This is a genomic window from Methylibium petroleiphilum PM1, assembly GCF_000015725.1.
GTDB classification, from domain to species: Bacteria; Pseudomonadota; Gammaproteobacteria; order Burkholderiales; family Burkholderiaceae_C; genus Methylibium; species Methylibium petroleiphilum.
The window spans coordinates 1490032-1508108 of record NC_008825.1; the positions used below are offsets into that span (position 1 = coordinate 1490032).

The following is an 18077-nucleotide window of genomic DNA, read 5'->3' on the forward strand; positions in this document are numbered from 1 at the left end:
AGTTTTCTATGAAGGCGGAGTGGAACGGCGTGGTCATCGCCGAGAGCGACGACACCGTGGTGGTCGAGGGCAACCACTACTTTCCGGAGAGCGCGCTCCGGCGCGAGTACGTGGTCGGCAGTAACCACCACACCATGTGCTCGTGGAAGGGCGAGGCGAGCTACTACTCGCTGCTGGTCGACGGTGACCTGAATCCGGACGCCGTCTGGTACTACGCCGAACCGAAGGAAGCCGCGGCCGAGATCAAGGGTCGGGTCGCGTTCTGGAAGGGCGTCAAGGTCTCCTAGGCGCTGCGCCGGCGCAATGGCGGCACAGGCAGGCGACCCCGCGTTGCTCGGGCGGCAGCCCGGTCAGGCGTTCGGGGGCGATGCACACGGTGCTGCACCAGCAGGCCACGTCGAAGCGGCCGGCCGCGGCCACGGAGCAGCCGTTCGGCCCGCCGCAGGCCGGGCAGTCCGGGGCCTGCAGCGGCCCCGCGCTCAGGCGATGGCGACCGGAATCTTGCCGATCTTCGCCTGCCATTCGGCCGGTCCCGTCTGGTGCACCGAGCTGCCGGTCGAGTCGACGGCCACCGTCACCGGCATGTCCTTGACGTCGAACTCGTAGATCGCCTCCATGCCAAGGTCGGCGAAGCCCAGCACCTTGGCCTGCTTGATCGCCTTGGCCACCAGGTAGGCGGCGCCGCCGACGGCCATCAGGTAGGCGCTCTTGTGCTTGCGGATCGCCTCGATGCCGGCCGGGCCGCGCTCGGCCTTGCCGATCATGCCGATCAGGCCGGTCTGGGCCAGCATCATCTCGGTGAACTTGTCCATGCGCGTGGCGGTGGTCGGGCCAGCCGGGCCGACCACCTCGTCGCGCACCGGATCGACCGGGCCGACGTAGTAGATGACGCGGTTGGTGAAGTCCACCGGCAGCTTCTCGCCCTTGGCCAGCATGTCCTGGATGCGCTTGTGCGCGGCGTCGCGGCCGGTGAGCATCTTGCCGTTGAGCAGCAGCGTGTCGCCCGGCTTCCAGCTCGCCACCTCCTCGCGCGTCAGCGTGTCGAGATTGACCGACTTGCTCTTGTTGTAATCGGGAGCCCATTTCACGTCGGGCCAGAGGTCCAGGCTCGGCGGCTCGAGGTAGGACGGGCCGGAGCCGTCGAGCACGAAGTGTGCGTGGCGCGTGGCGGCGCAGTTCGGGATCATTGCCACGGGTTTGCTGGCCGCGTGCGTCGGGAAGGTCGAGATCTTCACGTCGAGCACCGTGGTCAGGCCGCCCAGGCCCTGGGCGCCGATGCCGAGGGCGTTGATCTTGTCGCACAGCTCGATGCGCAGCTCCTCCAGCTTGTTCTGCGGGCCGCGCTGCTTGAGCTCGTACATGTCGATGTCGCCCATCAGCGACTCCTTGGCCATCAGCATGGCCTTCTCCGCCGAGCCGCCGATGCCGATGCCCAGCATGCCCGGCGGGCACCAGCCGGCGCCCATCGTCGGCACCGTTTTCAATACCCAGTCGACCAGGCTGTCGCTGGGGTTGAGCATCACGAACTTGCTCTTGTTCTCGGAGCCGCCGCCCTTGGCGGCCACCTGCACGTCGACCGTGTTGCCCGGCACGACCGTCATGTGCACGACGGCCGGGGTGTTGTCCTTGGTGTTCTTGCGCTCGAAGTGGGGATCGGCCACGATGCTGGCGCGCAGGGTGTTCTCGGGGTTCAGGTAGCCGCGACGCACGCCCTCGTTGACGGCATCCTCGATCGAGCCGGCGAAGCCCTCGAAGCGCACGTCCATGCCGATCTTCAGGAACACGTTGACGATGCCGGTGTCCTGGCAGATCGGCCGGCGTCCTTCGGCGCACATCTTGGAGTTGGTGAGGATCTGCGCGATCGCGTCCTTGGCGGCCGGGCTCTGCTCCTGTTCGTAGGCACGCGCCAGGTGCGTGATGTAGTCTGCCGGGTGGTAGTAGCTGATGTACTGCAGCGCGGCAGCGATGCTGTCAACGAGATCGGCGTGTCGGATCGTGGTCATGGGGCTGTCCCGTGATCGGGGAGTGGCTGCGGAACGGAGGGCGGCGGTACCCGGCCGGTCTGCCGGGCAGCGGCACCAGGGCAAGTCGATAAGTTTACTGTTCGGGGGGACGCTCGTCCTCGTCCGGCCGATGCTCGGGCCGGGGCCGCCAGAGCAGCCAGACCAGCGTGAAGCCGGTGGCCGCACCGATCACGGCCAGCGAAGCCAGTCCCACGAGCAGCGGCGCACCGGCTGATTGCGCGGCCGTCCACAGCCCTTCGATGAAGCCCTGTTGCTCGAGCAGCGCCGCGGTCTCGCTTTCGACCCGCAGCGCCGCGGCCTCGTCGTCCGGTTCACCGAGCAGGAATCGGCCGATCTTGTAGGCGGCCCAGTAGATCGGAGGGAAGGTGAAGGGATTCGTGATCAGCGTGGCTGCCGCCGCGATCGCGACATGGCCGCGCAGCGCGATCGCCACGGCGATGGCGAACAGGAACTGCGCCACCGGCAGCATGAAGCCGACGAACACCCCGATGGCGACCGCCCGCGCCACGCTGCCGCGGTCGGTGCGCCACAGGCGCTCGTTGTCGAGATGGTGCGCGACCGGGCGCAGCCATTTCGAGCGGCGAAGCTGCTCGCGGGTGGGGATCCAGCGTTTCACGCGGGCTGCCGCCGGGGCCGCGGCGGAGTCAGTGCTTTTCCTGGTGAGTCGCTGCTGTCATCAGCTTGTCGGTGTAGGCGATGGCGAGCGCGGACAGCAGGAAGGTGATGTGGATCAGGGTCTGCCACAGCAGCACCTTGTCGGTGTAGTTGCCCGCGTTGATGAAGGTCTTGAGCAGGTGGATCGAGCTGATGCCGATGATGGCCGTGGCCAGCTTGACCTTCAGCACCGAGGCGTTGACGTGGCTCAGCCACTCGGGCTGGTCGGGGTGGCCCTCGAGATTCATGCGCGACACGAAGGTCTCGTAACCGCCGACGATGACCATGATCAGCAGGTTGCTGATCATCACCACGTCGATCAGCGCCAGCACCACCAGCATGATCACCGTCTCGTTCAGGCTCGCGATGGGTGCGTCGGTCTTGTAGCCGATGCTGGTCACCAGCTTCTGCAGTGCCTCGGTGTTGCCGAACGCCGCCTCGATCAGGTGGACCAGTTCTACCCAGAAATGGAAGACATAGACCACCTGCGCCAGGATCAGGCCCAGGTACAGCGGCAGCTGAAGCCACCGGCTGGCGAAGATCAGATTGGGCAGGGCGGGGAGCTTGTTCTTGATCGGGTCAGGGGAGGCGGACATGGGGAGGGAACGAAGGAGGAGGCGCAGATTCTATTGAACACCGCTCCGTGGGAGCGTGCCCGCATGAAGCAATGGCTCGGGGCTAGCCGCAATGGTCAGGGTCTGCCGGTCCGCGCTACATTGCCAAGCTGCGAGTAAGGGCATCGTAAGAGCGTCTGCCTATGGTGCCGACCGACAACTACGCCTCGAGGAGACGAACATGAGCAGTCAGGAACCCCACATCTACCTCCCTCCGGCGGAGCTCGCCGGCGCTGCCCATGTTTCGGGCATGGCGGCCTACGACAAGCTGGTCGCCGAGGCCGCGGCCGACTATCAGGGCTACTGGGGGCGGCTGGCACGGGAACTGGTGAGTTGGAAGAAGCCTTTCACCAAGGTGCTGAACGACAGCGATGCACCGTTCTTCAAGTGGTTCGAGGACGGCACGCTGAACGTCTCCTACAACTGTCTCGACCGCAACGTCGAGCGCGGCCTGGGCGACAAGACGGCCATCATCTTCGAGGCCGATGACGGCAAGGTGACCACCGCCTCCTACCGCCAGCTGCTGGCCCAGACCTGCCGGCTCGCCAACGGCCTGCGCTCGCTGGGCGTGAAGAAGGGTGACCGCGTCGTCATCTACATCTCCATGTCGATCGAGGGCGTGGCGGCGATGCAGGCCTGCGCCCGCATCGGGGCGACCCATTCGGTCGTGTTCGGCGGTTTCTCGGCGCAGAGCCTGCGCGACCGCATCGCCGATACCGGCGCAGTGGCCGTGATCACCGCGGACCAGCAGGTGCGCGGCGGCAAGCAGTTGCCGCTGAAGGCGATCGTCGACGAGGCGCTGGCGCTGGGTGGTTGCGAGAGCGTCAGGCATGTGCTCGTCGCCAAGCGCACCGGCGCCGACGTCGGCTTCCAGGCCGGGCGCGACGTCTGGCTGAACGAACTGCTCGCCGGCCAGGCCGACACCTGCGAGCCGGAGTGGGTCGAGGCGGAGCATCCGCTGTTCCTGCTCTACACCTCGGGCTCGACCGGCAAGCCCAAGGGCGTTCAGCACGCCAGCGGCGGTTACCTGCTCCACGCGGCGCTCACCACCAAGTGGACCTTCGACCTGAAGGACGACGACATCTTCTGGTGCACTGCCGACATCGGCTGGGTCACCGGGCACAGCTACATCACCTACGGCCCGTTGGCGCTGGGCGGCACCGAGATCGTGTTCGAGGGTGTGCCGACCTATCCGGACGCTGGCCGCTTCTGGCAGATGATCCAGAAGCACAAGGTCTCCGTCTTCTACACCGCGCCGACGGCGATCCGCTCGCTGATCAAGGCCGCCGAGGGCAACGAGGCGGTGCACCCGAAGAAGTACGACCTCTCCAGCCTGCGCATCCTCGGTTCGGTGGGCGAGCCCATCAACCCGGCCGCCTGGGAGTGGTACCACCAGCACATCGGCGGCGGCCGCTGCCCGATCGTCGACACCTTCTGGCAGACCGAGACCGGCGGCCACATGATCACGCCGCTGCCGGGCGCGACGCCGCTGGTGCCGGGTTCGTGCACGCTGCCGTTCCCCGGCATCCAGGCCGCGATCGTCGATGAAACCGGCAAGGACGTGCCGAACGGGCAAGGTGGCATCCTGGTGGTGAAGCAGCCCTGGCCCAGCATGATCCGCACGATCTGGGGCGACCCGGAGCGCTTCAAGAAGAGCTATTACCCGGAAGACTTCAAGGGCAAGTACTACCTGGCCGGCGACGGCGCGATCCGCGACGAGAAGACCGGCTACTTCACCATCACCGGTCGCATCGACGACGTGCTGAACGTGTCAGGCCACCGCATGGGCACGATGGAGATCGAGTCGGCGCTGGTCTCGCACACCGAACTCGTCGCGGAAGCGGCGGTGGTCGGCCGCCCGGACGACACCACCGGCGAGGCGATCTGCGCGTTCGTGGTGCTGAAGCGCCCTCGTCCGACCGGTGAGGAAGCGAAGAAGATCGCTGCCGAACTGCGCAACTGGGTCGGCAAGGAGATCGGCCCGATCGCCAAGCCCAAGGACATCCGCTTCGGCGACAACCTGCCCAAGACCCGCTCCGGGAAGATCATGCGCCGCCTGCTGCGCTCGATCGCCAAGGGCGAGGCCATCACCCAGGACACCTCGACCCTGGAGAATCCGGCCATCCTCGAGCAGTTGGCTCAGACCAACTGACGTGCTCTGTCGGACATGAAAAAGGGCCCCGCATGCGGGGCCCTTTCTGTTTTGGCGAGGCCGCTGGCGCGGCCTGCACAGATCACTTCAGGCCGAGGATCCAGGTCACCAGTTGCTGGGCTTCGGCTTCGTTCACCTGCGGATTGGCCGGCATGGGGATCTGACCGAAGGAACCCGAGCCGCCCTTGATGACCTTGGTGGACAGTTTCGCCACGGCATCCTTGTCGCCGGCGTACTTGGCAGCCACGGCCTTGAACGACGGGCCCAGGACCTTCTGGTCGACCTGATGGCAGGCCATGCAGTTCTTCTTCTGCGCCAGATCGGCGTTGGCGAAGGCGGGTGCGGCGCTCAAGGCGCCAACGACCACACACATCATCACTTTCGGGTTCATCGAGGGTCTCCTTGCTGTGTCATGGCTGGGGTAAAGTGCCCAACGCATTGTACGTGGGCGGGGTTGACCTGCGCGCGCGGCCGGCAAGCGCCGGCAGAGGAGAAGGCGATGTGGTTCGTGGTCCTGGGCGTCGTGTTGTCCGCGTTGAAACTGCTCGACATCGGGGTGGTCGGCGTTTGGTCGTGGTGGGCCGTGCTGGCGCCGTTCGCGCTGGCCGTGATCTGGTGGACCTGGGCCGACATGTCGGGTTACACCAAGCGCAAGGAAATGGAAAAGATGGACGAGCGCAAGGTCGCTCGTCGCAACAAGAGCATGGCCGCACTGGGGATCGACCCGCGCGGCTTCGAGAAGAAGAAGGCGGCCGCCTTCAAGGCGTCCCAGGCGAAGCGGACCGACAAGATCGAAGGTCAGCGTGAGGCGCAGCGCCAGAAGGCCCGGGATTCCGTACTCAACAGCCGCTTCGACAGCCAGAGCACCAGCCGCATCGACGGCGGACCGGACACCAAGCGCTGATCACTGTTCGCGCAAGCGTCCGACCATGAACAAGGCGACCCGCGGGTCGCCTTTTCCTTGCGGTCCGGTCCCGCCGCCTACCTACTCGAAGCGGTCCAATACCGCGCCGCTGCTGGCGCTTGACGCGTTCTTCGCGAACTTGGCCAGCACGCCGCGTGTGTAGCGCGGCGCCGGTGCCTTCCAGGCGGCGCGACGCTTTGCGATCTCGGCCTCGCTCACGTTGAGGTTGAGCACCAGCGTGTGCGCATCGATGGTGATCGAGTCGCCTTCCTGCACCAGCGCGATCGTGCCGCCGGCCGCGGCCTCAGGTGCCACGTGGCCGACCACCATGCCCCAGGTGCCGCCGGAGAAGCGGCCGTCGGTGATGAGCCCCACCGATTCGCCCAGCCCTTGGCCGATCAGCGCACCGGTCGGCGCCAGCATCTCGGGCATGCCCGGGCCCCCCATCGGGCCCAGGTAGCGCAGCACCATCACGTCGCCGGCCTGGATCTGCTTGGCCATGATGGCGGCCAGCGCCGACTGCTCGTCGTCGAACACGCGCGCCGGGCCAGTGATGCTGGGATTCTTCAGGCCGGTGATCTTGGCCACGGCGCCCTCAGGCGACAGGTTGCCCTTCAGGATGGCCAGGTGGCCTTGCTCGTACATCGGCTTCGTGATCGGGCGGATCACGTCCTGGTCGGCGCGCGGCGCATCGGGGATGTCGGCCAGGTTCTCGGCCACGGTCCTTCCGGTGATGGTGATGCAGTCGCCGTGGATCAGCCCGGCGGCGAGCAGCGTCTTCATCACCTGCGGGATGCCGCCGGCGCGGTGCAGGTCGATCGCCAGGTACCTGCCGCTGGGTTTGAGGTCGCACAGCACCGGCACCTTGCGGCGCACGCGCTCGAAGTCGTCGATCGTCCACTCGACGCCGGCGGCGTGCGCGATGGCCAGGAAGTGCAGCACCGCATTGGTCGAGCCGCCGGTGGCCATGATCACCGCGACCGCGTTCTCGATGCTCTTGCGTGTGACGATGTCACGCGGCTTGAGGTCGGCCTTCACTGCCTCGACCAGCACGCGCGCCGCTTCCTTGGTGTGCGCGACGATCGGGTCCTCGACATTGGCCATCGTGGAGGCGAACGGCAGGCTCATGCCCAGGGCCTCGAAGGCCGAACTCATGGTGTTGGCGGTGTACATGCCCCCGCAGGAGCCACTGCCCGGGATCGCGCGTCGCTCGATCTGGCAGAAGTCTTCCTCGCTCATGTTGCCCGCGGTGAACTGGCCGACGGCCTCGAACACGCTGACGATGTTGAGATCCTGGCCCTTGTACTTTCCCGGCAGGATGGTGCCGCCGTAGACGTAGATCGCGGGCACGTTGGCGCGCAGCATGCCCATCATGCCGCCCGGCATGTTCTTGTCGCAGCCGCCGACCACCAGCACGCCGTCCATCCACTGGCCGCCGACGCAGGTTTCCACGCAGTCGGCGATGACCTCGCGCGAGACCAGCGAGTACTTCATGCCCTCGGTGCCCATCGCCATGCCGTCGCTGATGGTGGGGGTGCCGAAGATCTGTGCATTGCCGCCGGCCGCCTCGATGCCCTCGACCGCGGCGTCGGCCAGCTTCTGCAGGCCCGAGTTGCAGGGCGTGATGGTCGAGTGGCCGTTCGCCACGCCGATCATCGGCTTCTTGAAGTCGGCCTCCTGGTAGCCCATCGCGTAGTACATCGAGCGGTTGGGTGCGCGGGCCACGCCTTCGGTGATGTTCTTCGAACGGCGGTTGATGCTCATGATGGCGGGCTCCTGGGCTGGCGGTTGGTAGGCGTGCGGCGCGAGTATCGGCCTAGGCCTCTGTCTTCGTCCAATATATGTTGGCGGCTCGATTGATATGCTTGGTGAATGACCAACGACCTGATCGACGTGCGCGTCTGGCGGCAGTTCCTCGCCGTGGCGGAACTGCTGCACTTCGGCCGTGCCGCGCAGCGACTGCACATGACGCAGCCGCCGCTGACGATGGCGATCCAGCAACTGGAGCGGCGCCTGGGGCAGCCGCTGTTCGTGCGCAACCGCCGCACGGTGACGCTTGCGCCCGCCGGGGCCGCGCTGCTGCAACCGGTGCGTCAGTGGCTGGCGCAGGGGGAGGCCTTGTCGGTGCTGGCGCGTGCGGTGGGCGAGGGCGATGTCGGGCGGCTGCGCCTGGGCTTCGTGTCGACGCTGGGGTTCGGCCCCTTGCCGGACTGGCTGCGTGGCTTCCGGGAGCGCCACCCGCGCATCGAGGTCGAGTTGCGTGAGGTCACGACCGACGTGCAACGCCACGCCTTCGCGCGGTCCGAACTGGATGCCGGCTTCATGCTGCACGCCAGCGGCATGGACCCGGGGGTGGAGAGCGCGGGGCTGGATGCCCTGCGCGTGCTCGAGGAGCCGCTGGTGCTGGCGCTCCCCGAGGCGCATCCGCTGGCCCGGGCCACGCGCCTGTCCCTCCCGGTCCTGATGGCGCAGCCGTTGGTGATCTTTCCCCGGCCGATCGCGCCCTCGCTGTTCGATGCGGTCCTGGCTTACTACCACCGCCACGGCGCGGTGCCGACGATCGCGCAGGAGGCGATTCAGATGCAGACGATCGTCAACCTGGTGTCGGCCGGGCTGGGCGTGGCCTGGGTGCCCGAGGTGGTGACCCGCATGCAGCGCCGCGGGGTGGTCTACCGTGCCCTGCCGCCGTCGCTGGCCGTCGGCGCGCCACGCTGCGAGACGAGCCTGGTGTGGCGCCGCGAACCGCCGGCGGTGGTGGCGCGCTTCGTCGACTTCGTGCGCGCCGCGCCGTCGCCAGGCGGTTGAGGTCGCGGGGCGCTGCGTTATCGTGCCGGCCTGTCCAGATGCCTGCGGCCCCCGGCGGCCGCAACCGACACGCCCATGCTGATCCATCCGCAGTTCGACCCCGTGGCCCTGGAACTCGGGCCGCTGGCGATCCACTGGTACGGTCTGACCTACCTGGTGGCCTTCGGCCTGTTCCTGTGGCTCGCGTCGCTCCGGGTGCAGCATTCGCCGTTCAGGGAGACCGGCTGGACGCGACGCGATGTCGAGGACCTGCTGTTCTATGGCGTGCTGGGCGTGATCATCGGTGGGCGGCTCGGCTATGTACTGTTCTACAAGCCCGGCTACTACGCGGCGCATCCACTGGAGGTGTTCGAGGTCTGGAAGGGCGGCATGGCCTTCCACGGTGGCCTGCTCGGCGTGATCGGCGCGATGGCGCTGTTCGCCCGCACCCGCGGGCGACGCTGGCTCGAGGTGACCGACCTCATTGCGCCCTGCGTGCCGACCGGTCTGGCCAGCGGACGCATCGGCAATTTCATCAACGGCGAGCTGTGGGGCCGGGCGGCCGATCCATCCTTGCCGTGGGCGATGGTCTATCCGCAGTCGGGCAGCGAGATCCCTCGTCATCCGTCGCCGCTGTACCAGTTCGCGCTCGAAGGGCTGCTGCTGTTCGTCGTGCTGTGGCTCTATGCGCGCAAGCCGCGTGCGACCGGGCAGGTCTCGGGCGCCTTCCTGGTGGGCTATGGCGTGCTGCGCTTCATCGCCGAATACTTCCGTGAGCCGGACGGCTTCCTGGGCCTGCTGGCGCTGGGCATGAGCATGGGACAGTGGCTGTGCGTGCCGATGGTGGCGGCCGGCGTGGCGCTCTGGGTGTGGGCCGGCCGACGGGCCTGACCGTCGCACTTGGAGGGTGCGCACTCTTTGTGTGCGATTGACCCAGAAAAACCGCCCGACCTCGCGGTCGGGCGGGATAAAAGGGACTAGCCCTGCTGAGGAGACAGCGACTGCGCGGCTCAGGCGCCAGTCACTGCATCTTCAGCAACTGGTATGCCAGGTGTGTGGCAGAACAGCCTGGCTCACGCGGCCTCGCGTTCGACGTGACCGTGACGCGTGTACAGGAAGTCGAGCACTTCCTTGCGGTAGTGCACATAAGCGGGATCTTCGGCGAGTTCCACCCGCAGGCGCGGGCGCGCCAGGTCCACCGTCAGGATCTCGCCGATGGTGGCGGCCGGGCCGTTGGTCATCATCACCACGCGATCGCTGAGCAGTACCGCCTCGTCGACGTCGTGGGTCACCATCACGACGGTGCTGCGGGTGCGTGCCACGATCTTCAGCAACTCGTCCTGCAGGTGGGCGCGGGTGAGGGCATCGAGCGCGCCGAACGGTTCGTCCATCAGCAGCACCTTGGGCTCCATCGCCAGCGCACGGGCGATGCCGACGCGCTGCTTCATGCCACCGGAGATCTCGTGGGGGCGCTTCGCGATCGCGTGCGACATGCCCACCAGCGCGAGCGCCGCTTGAGTGCGTTCCTTGAGCTGTTCCTTCGACTCGCTCGCGCCGAACACGCGCTCCACGCCGAGGTGCACGTTCTCGTAGCAGGTCAGCCACGGTAGCAGCGAGTGGTTCTGGAACACCACCGCACGCTCCGGGCCCGGTGCCGCGATCTCGCGGTTGTCGCACAGCAGCACGCCACTGCTGGGCGTCAGCAGGCCGGCGATCAGGTTGAGCAGGGTCGACTTGCCGCAGCCCGAATGGCCGATCAGCGTGATGAACTCGCCGCGCTCGATCTGCAGGTTGATCTCGCGCAGCGCATGGAAGCGGCCCTTGCGCGTGGTGAACACCATCTCGGCGTTCTGCACTTCGATGAAGCTGGTCATGGGAGTCTCCTCAATCGTCGAAGCTGAAGCGGCGTGCGATCAGCATCAGCGCCTGCTCGAGCAGCAGACCGACGATGCCGATGACGAAGATCGCGATCAGGATATGGGCCACGTTCAGGTTGTTCCACTCGTCCCAGACCCAGAAGCCGATGCCGACGCCGCCGGTCAGCATCTCGGCAGCCACGATCACCAGCCAGGCCGTTCCGACCGACAGGCGAACGCCGGTCAGCATGTAGGGCAGCACGGCGGGGAACAAGATGCGCGTCATCACCTTCCACTCGCTGAGGTTCAGCACTCGTGCCACGTTCAGGTAGTCCTGCGGCACGCGCTGCACGCCGACGGCGGTGTTGATGATCATCGGCCAGATCGAGCAGATGAAGATCGTCCAGATGGCCGCCGGATTGGCGGCCTTGAACACCAGCAGCCCGATCGGCAACCACGCCAGTGGCGACACCGGTCGCAGCAGGCTGATCAGCGGCGAGATCATGTGGTTGACGAAGCTGAAGCGCCCGAGCACGAAGCCGGCCGGAATGCCCACCAGCGCGGCAAGCCCGAAGCCCAGCGCAACGCGTTCGAGCGAGAACAGTACGTTCCAGCCGATGCCCTGGTCGTTCGGGCCGTTGTCGTAGAACGGATCGCTGAACAGCTTCGCGAACTCGGCCCAGGTGGCCGCAGGCGTCGGGAAGGCGCCGCCGTTCATCGTGAGCAGCGCCCAGATGCCGATCAGCAGGCCGGCGCCGAAGATGGGCGGCAGCACGCGCAATGCGAGCCCGCGCCAGTCGAAGGGCTCGGCCGGAAGGCGGGCCGCTGGCTTGGCCGACGGCAGGTTGGCTACAGACGCCGCCAATGCGGGCTTGCTGACACTCACCGCGGCGGGCGTACCGGCGAGGCCGGCACCCGAGGGATCGTGAAACACGGCACTGACCATGGGGTTCTCCTTGCTTTAAGCCTTGATCTTGAATCCGTCGGCATAGGCCTTCGGGTTCTTGCCGTCCCAGACCACGCCGTCGATCAGCTTGCTGCTGCGCATCGAATCCTTCGGCACATTGATCTTCATGGCGCTCGCCACGTCCTTGTAGAGCGCGATCTGGTTGACCTGCTGCGCCACGGCCAGGTAGTCCGGGTGTTCCTTCAGCAGGCCCCAGCGCTTGTGCTGCGTGAGGAACCACATGCCGTCGCTCAGGTAGGGGAAATTGACGGCCCCGTCGTTGAAGAACTTCATGTGATTGGGATCGTCCCAGGTCTTGCCGAGACCGTTCTGGTAGCGACCGAGAATGCGCTGGTTGATGGCATCCACCGAAGTGTTGATGTACGCCTTCTGCGCAACCGTCTCGGCCATCTTCATCTTGTTCTGCAGGCCGGCGTCGATCCACTGGCTGGCTTCCAGCACGGCCATCATCACTGCGCGCGTGGTGTTCGGGTTCTTCTTGACGAAGTCGTTGGTCGTTCCCAGCACCTTCTCGGGATGGTCCTTCCAGATGTCCTGCGTGGTGTTGGCCGTGATGCCGATGCCGTCCATGATGGCGCGGTGGTTCCAGGGTTCGCCCACGCAGAAGCCATCCATGTTGCCCACGCGCATGTTGGCCACCATCTGCGGTGGCGGCACCGTGATGAGCTTCGCGCCGGACAGGGGGTTGATGCCGGCGGCCGCCAGCCAGTAGTGCATCCACATCGCGTGCGTGCCCGTCGGGAAGGTCCCGGCGAAGGTGTACTCCCGCTTCTCCGTCGCCATCAGCTTGGACAATGAAGGCCCGTCGACGGCGCCCTTGTCCGCAAGCGCTTTCGACAGCGTGATCGCCTGACCGTTGTTGTTGAGCGCCATCAGCACGGCCATGTCCTTCTTGGGGCCGCCGGTACCGAGGTGCACGCCGTAGATCAGCCCGTAGAGGACGTGCGCCATGTCGAGCTCGCCGTTGACCAGCTTGTCGCGCACGCCGGCCCAGGACGCTTCCTTGGTGGGCACGATCTTCACGCCGTACTTCTTGTCGAAGCCGAGCACCGAGGCCATCACCACGGAGGCGCAGTCGGTCAGCGGGATGAAGCCGATCCGCACCTCGTCCTTCTCGGGCTTGTCGGAGCCGGCGGCCCAGACGGCGGATTGCAATCCAGGCACGGCGCCGACGGCGGTGGCGGCTGCAGCGGCCTTCAGCATGGTGCGGCGGCCCAGCAGGGCGCGGTTGGCGATGTCGTTCGGCATGGCATTCGGACTCCAGAAATCAGGCTCAAATGAAAAACGGCGCCATCACGACCACACAGCCCTGGAGCGGTGCGGGGTGAGACGCCGTCGTCTGCTGCGGTGTGGCCGAGCGTGGCCGCACCGGAAAGGGGATCGCCGTTGATCCTTGGGTGCACTGCAGCAAACCTCGTGCCAGAGCGGGAAAATCGAGCGCCTCAGCCCAGCATGTCGGCCACGTCGATCAGGCGTTGCGCGACCTCCGCGACCCGCAGGCCGCGGTCCATCGCTGTCTTGCGCAACCGGGCGTAGGCCTCGTCCTCGCTGAGTTGCTGGCGGCTCATCAACAAGCCTTTGGCGCGGTCGATCAGCTTGCGGTCGCTGAGCTGCGTGCGCGCGTCGGCGAGTTCGCGGCGCAGGGCTTCCTCGTGCTGAAAGCGTGCGAGCGCGACGTCGAGCACCGGTTTGATGCGCTCGGGCGCCAGGCCGGCGACGACATAGGCCGTCACGCCGGCGGCGATGGCCGCGCCGACGTGGCTGGTGTCGGCGTCGTCGGTGAACAGCACGATGGGCCGGCGTTCGTCGCGCGTGGACATCACGACGTGCTCGAGCGTGTCGCGCGCCTGGCTTTGCGCGTCGACAACGATCATGTCAGGCTGGATCTGCGCGATGCGCTCGGGCAGGAAGGCATCGATCGGCAATACCGCGACGATGTTGTAGCCGTTGGCCAGCAGGCCGATGCGCAGGCTGCGCGAGCGTTCCGCCTCGACGAGTGCGTCGTCGTCGTCCGCGGCCGGGGTGAGCGATTCCGGTGCGACGATGACGATGCGCAGCGCCTGGAGAGAGGTCATGTTGGCTGCGCTGCAAGGAGCGCGCCAACGGCCACCACGCCGACGCCGGAAATGACAAGGCCCGCTCGAGGCGGGCCTTGTCACGGAGTCGGTACCGTGAGTCTAGATCGGGCTCTGTGTCGCGAAGGCGCGGCGCCACAACGCCATCGGCAGCAGCTTGCCGAGCGCGGTGGGCGGTGCGGCGTGCGGACGTTCGTCGAGCAGTTCGCGCTCCGACAGCGTGTCGAGAAACTGCATCACCGCCGAACGTGCCAGGCCGCTCTCGGCCATCAGCTGGCGCACGGTCACGTGGCGGTGGGACATCTGGTGCAGCATGCGCCGGTAGGCCGTGCGATGGAATCCTGCCGGCAGGTCGGGCCAAGCGGAAAGCTTGTACTGTTTCATGGGGCGATCTACCGGGAGCGCGGCCTCACGCCGCTGTGAACGCAGGTTAACCAGCGCGCCCGGACTGCGATAGGTCGACAGTCCCGAATATCGTGTTTTCCGTCACACCCGCCATGTGACCAAAGGAAACGAATGGCATGGTTTTGTGGCAGGGCCGGTGCTCGAGGTCACCGGAATCGCCTCACTACACTCCTGCGATGCTGATTCTCGGCTTCGAATCTTCCTGCGACGAAACCGGCGTGGCGCTGGTGGCGGCCGACCATGGCGAGCGCCCGCGACTGCTTGCCCACGCCTTGCACAGCCAGGTCGCCATGCACGAGGCCTACGGCGGTGTCGTGCCCGAACTCGCCTCGCGCGATCACATCCGTCGGGCCTTGCCGCTGACGCGACAGGTGCTTGCCGAGGCGGGCCGGGCGTTGGCCGATGTCGACGTGGTGGCCTACACGCGCGGTCCCGGGCTGGCTGGCGCGCTGCTGGTCGGCAGCGCGGTGGCCTGCGCGCTCGCCGCGGCGCTGGACCGGCCGGTGCTGGGCATCCATCATTTGGAGGGTCATCTGCTGTCGCCCTTCCTGTCGGTCGATCCGCCGCAGTTCCCGTTCGTGGCGCTGCTGGTCTCGGGCGGGCACACGCAGCTGATGCGGGTCGACGGTGTGGGCGATTACGCGTTGCTTGGCGAAACGATCGACGACGCGGCCGGCGAGGCCTTCGACAAGTCGGCCAAGTTGCTCGGCCTGGGCTACCCCGGCGGACCTGCGCTTGCCCGCCTTGCGGAGTTCGGTGACCCGACCGCCTATGCGCTGCCGCGGCCGTTGCTGCACCGGGATACGCTCGATTTTTCCTTCGCCGGACTCAAGACCGCGGTACGCACCCAGGTTCTGAAGCTCGGTGAGGGCGTCTGCGAGCAGCCGCGTGCCGACCTCGCGGCTGCCACGCAGGCCGCGATCGTGGAGGTGCTGGTGAAGAAGTCGCTCGCCGCGCTGCGGGCCACCAGGCTGCAGCGGCTGGTGGTGGCCGGTGGTGTGGGGGCGAATCGCAGCCTGCGGTCGCAGCTCGATGCCGCTTGCGCGAAGCGCGGCGTGCGTGTGCACTATCCGGAGGTGTCGCTGTGCACCGACAACGGCGCGATGATCGCGCTGGCCGCGGCCATGCGGCTGCAGGCCGGCCGCGCGACCGCACGACGCGACCACGCGTTCGACGTGCAGCCGCGCTGGCCGCTCGCCGCGCTGGACGTCGGGGTGCCCTGAGCGAGGCCCCGACGTTCGGTTCGCCGCCGGATCAGCCGACGGCGAGCTGCGTGGCCGGCTTGAGCTTCTTGGTCAGTGTCAGGCTCAGCACGCCGTTTTCCAGGCGAGCCTGGGAAGCGGACTCGTCCACCTCGACCGGCAACGTGAAGCTTCGGGCGTAGGCAGTGCGGCTGCGTTCGCGCACCAGCAACTGTTCGCCTTCGGCGGCCGGCGCGTCGGCGGGCGACGAAGCCTCGATGCTGATGCGCTTGCCGTCGATCGTAACCTTGACGTCTTCCTTCGCGACGCCGGGCATGTCGAGCTGCACGCTGTAGGTCTGCTCGGTCTCGCGCAGATCCAGTGCAGGCTGGCGGGTGGCGGGCTCGGAAGCGGCAGCGGCGAAGACCCGTTCGACGCTGCCGTCGAACAGGCGGTCGAAGGCGCGGCCCAGGTTGCGGGCGTGGCCGTTGTAGGCGTGGCGGTGGGTGCGGGTGATGGGCATGACGAACATGGCGTTCTCCTAGAATCAGGTGGAAGGCAGCGAACGGCTGCCCATGCCGCCGAATTGAGAGCGGCATTTTTGTTTTCAAGGCCGTTGTATTTCGAGGCGCCGCCCTCACGCGGAGCGGCCTTTTTCGGGGGATCCCAGCGATGCGCGAGCTCATCCGGCAGCTGCCCGGCTCCAAGATCCGCGAGGTGGCCAATGCCGGGTTGGACCGCAGCGACGTGCTGGCGTTCTGGTTCGGCGAGGGCGACGAAGTGACGCCCGGTTTCGTGCGCGACGCGGCCGTCGCGTCGCTGAAGCAGGGCGAAACCTTCTACTCGCACAACCTGGGTCTGCATGAACTGCGCGAAGCGCTGGCCGGCTATGTCGGTGCGCTCCACCGGCCGCTCGGGCCGGAGCGGATCGCCGTCACTTCCTCGGGCGTGAACGCGCTGATGATCGCGATGCAGGTCCTGGTCGGGGCCGGCGACGAGGTCGTGGCGGTCGTGCCGGTCTGGCCCAACCTGACTGCGCAGCCGGTCATTCTGGGCGCGCAGGTGACTCGCGTGCCGCTGCGGCCGCAGTCCGGCGCCTGGCGGCTGGATCTGGACGAACTGCTGGCGGCGGTCACGCCACGTACCCGCGTGCTGCTGGTGAATGCGCCGAACAACCCCACCGGTTGGACGCTGAGCCGGGACGAGCAGGCGGCGATCCTGGCGCACTGTCGTCGCACCGGCACCTGGATCGTTGCCGATGAGGTTTACGAGCGGCTCTACTTCGGGGGCGGCGCGAGGGCCGGGGGGCCGCCGGCGGCGCCGTCCTTCCTCGACGTCGCCGACGCCGACGACCGCTTGCTGGTGGCGCACAGCTTTTCCAAGAGCTTCCTGATGACCGGTTGGCGGCTCGGCTGGCTGGTGCTGCCACCGGCCTTGCTGGACGCAGTGGGCAAGCTGATCGAGTTCAACACCTCGTGCGCGCCGGTCTTCGTGCAACGGGCCGGACTGGTGGCGGTGGAGGGGGCGGCGGCAACGCTGCCGAGCCTGGTCGGACACCTGCGAACCTGTCGCGACACCTTGCTGCCGGCGCTGCAGGCGCTACCCGGCTTGGAGGTGGCGGTGCCCGAGGGCGGCATGTACGCCTTCTTCCGCGTGGTGGGCGAGACGGACTCGCTGGCGTTCGCGAAGCGCCTCGTGGCCGAGGCTGGCCTGGGCCTTGCACCGGGCGCGGCCTTCGGGCCGGAGGCCGAAGGCTGGCTGCGCTGGTGCTTCGCGTCGCGCGACCCGGGCCGCCTGACGCAAGGGGTCGAACGCCTGCGGCAGGGACTGCGGCTATAATTTCCAAGTTTCGCGGCCCGCGGCTGCGTAACGTCAGCACGGCATGGGTCGGTTTCACCCGTGACCGCAAGTGGAAATCCGAAACCGTGGCACGCCGTTCCTGCGAGCGTCAGCGGTTTCATCGCAACCAGGAAACAGACATGGCAGTTGCCGACCTCAACATCTCCGAAATCGTCAAGTCGAACGCGCGCGGTGCTTCCGACACAGGATCGCCCGAAGTGCAAGTGGCCATCCTGACCGCTCGCATCAATGACCTGACCCCCCACTTCAAGACCCACGCCAAGGACCATCATGGTCGTCGCGGCCTGCTGAAGATGGTGAGCCGCCGCCGCAAGCTGCTCGACTACCTGAAGGGCAAGGACGCCGACCGCTATACCGCGCTGATCCAGAAGCTGGGCCTGCGCAAGTAAGCCGAATCGCATGACGAAGAGCCTGTCTGGCACCCCCAGCGCAGGCTCTTCGTGTTTTGGAGCAAGCCGCACGCGAGCGTCGATGTGTCATTCCAACGCGATTGCCGTTGCAGACGCGCTGGAATGGCATCCCGCTCGAGCGCTGAGCTCCCGGTGACAGGCGCCACCGATCGCGCCCCGAGTCGCCCCGGCGTACCGCGCCGGGCATCCAA

General features: G+C 67.1%; 20 protein-coding genes. 8 read left to right on the forward strand and 12 right to left on the reverse strand.

Annotated features, from left to right (window positions below; translation table 11 throughout):
* Positions 1-8 precede the first annotated feature (8 nt).
* Entirely contained in the window at positions 9-287 is a 279-nt protein-coding gene (locus MPE_RS06960) for a DUF427 domain-containing protein (protein ID WP_011828980.1), read from the forward strand.
* Here the strand turns inward: MPE_RS06960 and MPE_RS24970 are convergent.
* The 4 genes from MPE_RS24970 to MPE_RS06975 all read right to left on the reverse strand — a co-directional run bounded on the left by MPE_RS24970 (position 274) and on the right by MPE_RS06975 (position 3274).
* A complete protein-coding gene (locus MPE_RS24970) occupies positions 274-522 on the reverse strand; it encodes a cysteine-rich CWC family protein (protein ID WP_083767951.1) in 249 nt (82 codons plus the stop codon). The two genes, MPE_RS06960 and MPE_RS24970, sit on opposite strands and share 14 nt — an antisense overlap.
* Complete coding sequence (locus tag MPE_RS06965; protein WP_011828981.1) at positions 480-2003, reverse strand: fumarate hydratase; 1524 nt, start codon at positions 2001-2003, stop codon at positions 480-482. Before MPE_RS06965 ends, MPE_RS24970 begins: the two co-directional genes overlap by 43 nt.
* A gap of 94 nt (positions 2004-2097) precedes the next feature.
* Positions 2098-2640, reverse strand: a complete 543-nt coding sequence (locus tag MPE_RS06970; RefSeq protein WP_011828982.1) for a DUF2062 domain-containing protein — start codon at positions 2638-2640, stop codon at positions 2098-2100.
* A 28-nt stretch (positions 2641-2668) separates the two neighbouring features.
* The gene (locus MPE_RS06975) at positions 2669-3274 is read right to left on the reverse strand and encodes a TIGR00645 family protein (protein WP_011828983.1); all 606 of its coding nucleotides are present in this window, start codon (positions 3272-3274) and stop codon (positions 2669-2671) included.
* A 199-nt stretch (positions 3275-3473) separates the two neighbouring features.
* Between MPE_RS06975 and acs the strand changes: the two genes are divergently transcribed.
* A complete protein-coding gene (acs, locus tag MPE_RS06980) occupies positions 3474-5444 on the forward strand; it encodes an acetate--CoA ligase (protein ID WP_041929579.1) in 1971 nt (656 codons plus the stop codon).
* Between the two features lie 82 nt (positions 5445-5526).
* Here acs and MPE_RS06985 read toward each other — a convergent pair whose 3' ends face one another.
* Complete coding sequence (locus MPE_RS06985; protein ID WP_036228610.1) at positions 5527-5835, reverse strand: c-type cytochrome; 309 nt, start codon at positions 5833-5835, stop codon at positions 5527-5529.
* 108 nt (positions 5836-5943) lie between these two features.
* Between MPE_RS06985 and MPE_RS24975 the strand changes: the two genes are divergently transcribed.
* Positions 5944-6348: a TIGR04438 family Trp-rich protein gene (locus tag MPE_RS24975; protein ID WP_081771338.1), complete on the forward strand. Its 405-nt coding sequence runs from the start codon at positions 5944-5946 to the stop codon at positions 6346-6348.
* A gap of 81 nt (positions 6349-6429) precedes the next feature.
* Here the strand turns inward: MPE_RS24975 and ilvD are convergent, their stop codons facing one another.
* Positions 6430-8112 carry a dihydroxy-acid dehydratase gene (gene ilvD, locus MPE_RS06995; protein ID WP_011828986.1) on the reverse strand — a complete coding sequence of 561 codons (1683 nt, stop codon included), beginning with the start codon at positions 8110-8112 and terminating at the stop codon, positions 6430-6432.
* 108 nt (positions 8113-8220) lie between these two features.
* On the opposite strand from ilvD, the gene MPE_RS07000 reads away from it, so the two are divergent.
* Both MPE_RS07000 and lgt read left to right on the forward strand, forming a co-directional pair.
* Positions 8221-9153 (forward strand): LysR family transcriptional regulator, encoded by a 933-nt coding sequence (locus MPE_RS07000; protein ID WP_011828987.1) that lies wholly within the window; start codon positions 8221-8223, stop codon positions 9151-9153.
* A gap of 75 nt (positions 9154-9228) precedes the next feature.
* Positions 9229-10023, forward strand: coding sequence for a prolipoprotein diacylglyceryl transferase (lgt, locus tag MPE_RS07005; RefSeq protein ID WP_011828988.1), 795 nt, complete (start codon positions 9229-9231; stop codon positions 10021-10023).
* Between the two features lie 182 nt (positions 10024-10205).
* On the opposite strand, the gene MPE_RS07010 is transcribed toward lgt, so the two are convergent.
* The 5 genes from MPE_RS07010 to MPE_RS07030 form a co-directional block, all read right to left on the reverse strand.
* Entirely contained in the window at positions 10206-11006 is an 801-nt protein-coding gene (locus tag MPE_RS07010; protein ID WP_011828989.1) for an ABC transporter ATP-binding protein, read from the reverse strand.
* Between the two features lie 10 nt (positions 11007-11016).
* Positions 11017-11934, reverse strand: coding sequence for a nitrate ABC transporter permease (gene ntrB, locus MPE_RS07015; RefSeq protein WP_011828990.1), 918 nt, complete (start codon positions 11932-11934; stop codon positions 11017-11019).
* A 15-nt stretch (positions 11935-11949) separates the two neighbouring features.
* Complete coding sequence (locus tag MPE_RS07020; protein ID WP_011828991.1) at positions 11950-13203, reverse strand: CmpA/NrtA family ABC transporter substrate-binding protein; 1254 nt, start codon at positions 13201-13203, stop codon at positions 11950-11952.
* A 194-nt stretch (positions 13204-13397) separates the two neighbouring features.
* The gene (locus MPE_RS07025; protein ID WP_011828992.1) at positions 13398-14030 is read right to left on the reverse strand and encodes an ANTAR domain-containing response regulator; all 633 of its coding nucleotides are present in this window, start codon (positions 14028-14030) and stop codon (positions 13398-13400) included.
* A gap of 102 nt (positions 14031-14132) precedes the next feature.
* Complete coding sequence (locus MPE_RS07030; RefSeq protein ID WP_011828993.1) at positions 14133-14414, reverse strand: MarR family transcriptional regulator; 282 nt, start codon at positions 14412-14414, stop codon at positions 14133-14135.
* 197 nt (positions 14415-14611) lie between these two features.
* Here MPE_RS07030 and tsaD point away from each other — a divergent pair, with 197 nt between their 5' ends.
* A complete protein-coding gene (tsaD, locus tag MPE_RS07035) occupies positions 14612-15658 on the forward strand; it encodes a tRNA (adenosine(37)-N6)-threonylcarbamoyltransferase complex transferase subunit TsaD (RefSeq protein ID WP_036230548.1) in 1047 nt (348 codons plus the stop codon).
* Positions 15659-15689: 31 nt separating this feature from the next.
* On the opposite strand, the gene MPE_RS07040 is transcribed toward tsaD, so the two are convergent.
* The gene (locus MPE_RS07040; protein WP_011828995.1) at positions 15690-16148 is read right to left on the reverse strand and encodes an Hsp20/alpha crystallin family protein; all 459 of its coding nucleotides are present in this window, start codon (positions 16146-16148) and stop codon (positions 15690-15692) included.
* A 140-nt stretch (positions 16149-16288) separates the two neighbouring features.
* Here MPE_RS07040 and MPE_RS07045 point away from each other — a divergent pair, with 140 nt between their 5' ends.
* Both MPE_RS07045 and rpsO read left to right on the forward strand, forming a co-directional pair.
* On the forward strand, positions 16289-17455 hold the full coding sequence (locus MPE_RS07045; RefSeq protein WP_011828996.1) for a pyridoxal phosphate-dependent aminotransferase: 1167 nt from the start codon (positions 16289-16291) through the stop codon (positions 17453-17455).
* Between the two features lie 140 nt (positions 17456-17595).
* On the forward strand, positions 17596-17865 hold the full coding sequence (gene rpsO / locus MPE_RS07050; protein ID WP_011828997.1) for a 30S ribosomal protein S15: 270 nt from the start codon (positions 17596-17598) through the stop codon (positions 17863-17865).
* The last annotated feature ends 212 nt before the right edge of the window (positions 17866-18077 follow it).

Bases quoted from the DNA above. Each gene is read 5' to 3' on its own strand.
- MPE_RS06960 (WP_011828980.1), top strand. From the start codon at position 9: ATGAAGGCGGAGTGGAACGGCGTGGTCATCGCCGAGAGCGACGACACC.
- MPE_RS24970 (WP_083767951.1), bottom strand. From the start codon at position 522: ATGGCAGGCGAAGATCGGCAAGATTCCGGTCGCCATCGCCTGAGCGCG.
- MPE_RS06965 (WP_011828981.1), bottom strand. From the start codon at position 2,003: ATGACCACGATCCGACACGCCGATCTCGTTGACAGCATCGCTGCCGCG.
- MPE_RS06975 (WP_011828983.1), bottom strand. From the start codon at position 3,274: ATGTCCGCCTCCCCTGACCCGATCAAGAACAAGCTCCCCGCCCTGCCC.
- acs (WP_041929579.1), top strand. From the start codon at position 3,474: ATGAGCAGTCAGGAACCCCACATCTACCTCCCTCCGGCGGAGCTCGCC.
- MPE_RS06985 (WP_036228610.1), bottom strand. From the start codon at position 5,835: ATGAACCCGAAAGTGATGATGTGTGTGGTCGTTGGCGCCTTGAGCGCC.
- MPE_RS24975 (WP_081771338.1), top strand. From the start codon at position 5,944: ATGTGGTTCGTGGTCCTGGGCGTCGTGTTGTCCGCGTTGAAACTGCTC.
- ilvD (WP_011828986.1), bottom strand. From the start codon at position 8,112: ATGAGCATCAACCGCCGTTCGAAGAACATCACCGAAGGCGTGGCCCGC.
- MPE_RS07000 (WP_011828987.1), top strand. From the start codon at position 8,221: ATGACCAACGACCTGATCGACGTGCGCGTCTGGCGGCAGTTCCTCGCC.
- lgt (WP_011828988.1), top strand. From the start codon at position 9,229: ATGCTGATCCATCCGCAGTTCGACCCCGTGGCCCTGGAACTCGGGCCG.
- MPE_RS07010 (WP_011828989.1), bottom strand. From the start codon at position 11,006: ATGACCAGCTTCATCGAAGTGCAGAACGCCGAGATGGTGTTCACCACG.
- ntrB (WP_011828990.1), bottom strand. From the start codon at position 11,934: ATGGTCAGTGCCGTGTTTCACGATCCCTCGGGTGCCGGCCTCGCCGGT.
- MPE_RS07020 (WP_011828991.1), bottom strand. From the start codon at position 13,203: ATGCCGAACGACATCGCCAACCGCGCCCTGCTGGGCCGCCGCACCATG.
- MPE_RS07025 (WP_011828992.1), bottom strand. From the start codon at position 14,030: ATGACCTCTCTCCAGGCGCTGCGCATCGTCATCGTCGCACCGGAATCG.
- MPE_RS07030 (WP_011828993.1), bottom strand. From the start codon at position 14,414: ATGAAACAGTACAAGCTTTCCGCTTGGCCCGACCTGCCGGCAGGATTC.
- tsaD (WP_036230548.1), top strand. From the start codon at position 14,612: ATGCTGATTCTCGGCTTCGAATCTTCCTGCGACGAAACCGGCGTGGCG.
- MPE_RS07040 (WP_011828995.1), bottom strand. From the start codon at position 16,148: ATGTTCGTCATGCCCATCACCCGCACCCACCGCCACGCCTACAACGGC.
- MPE_RS07045 (WP_011828996.1), top strand. From the start codon at position 16,289: ATGCGCGAGCTCATCCGGCAGCTGCCCGGCTCCAAGATCCGCGAGGTG.
- rpsO (WP_011828997.1), top strand. From the start codon at position 17,596: ATGGCAGTTGCCGACCTCAACATCTCCGAAATCGTCAAGTCGAACGCG.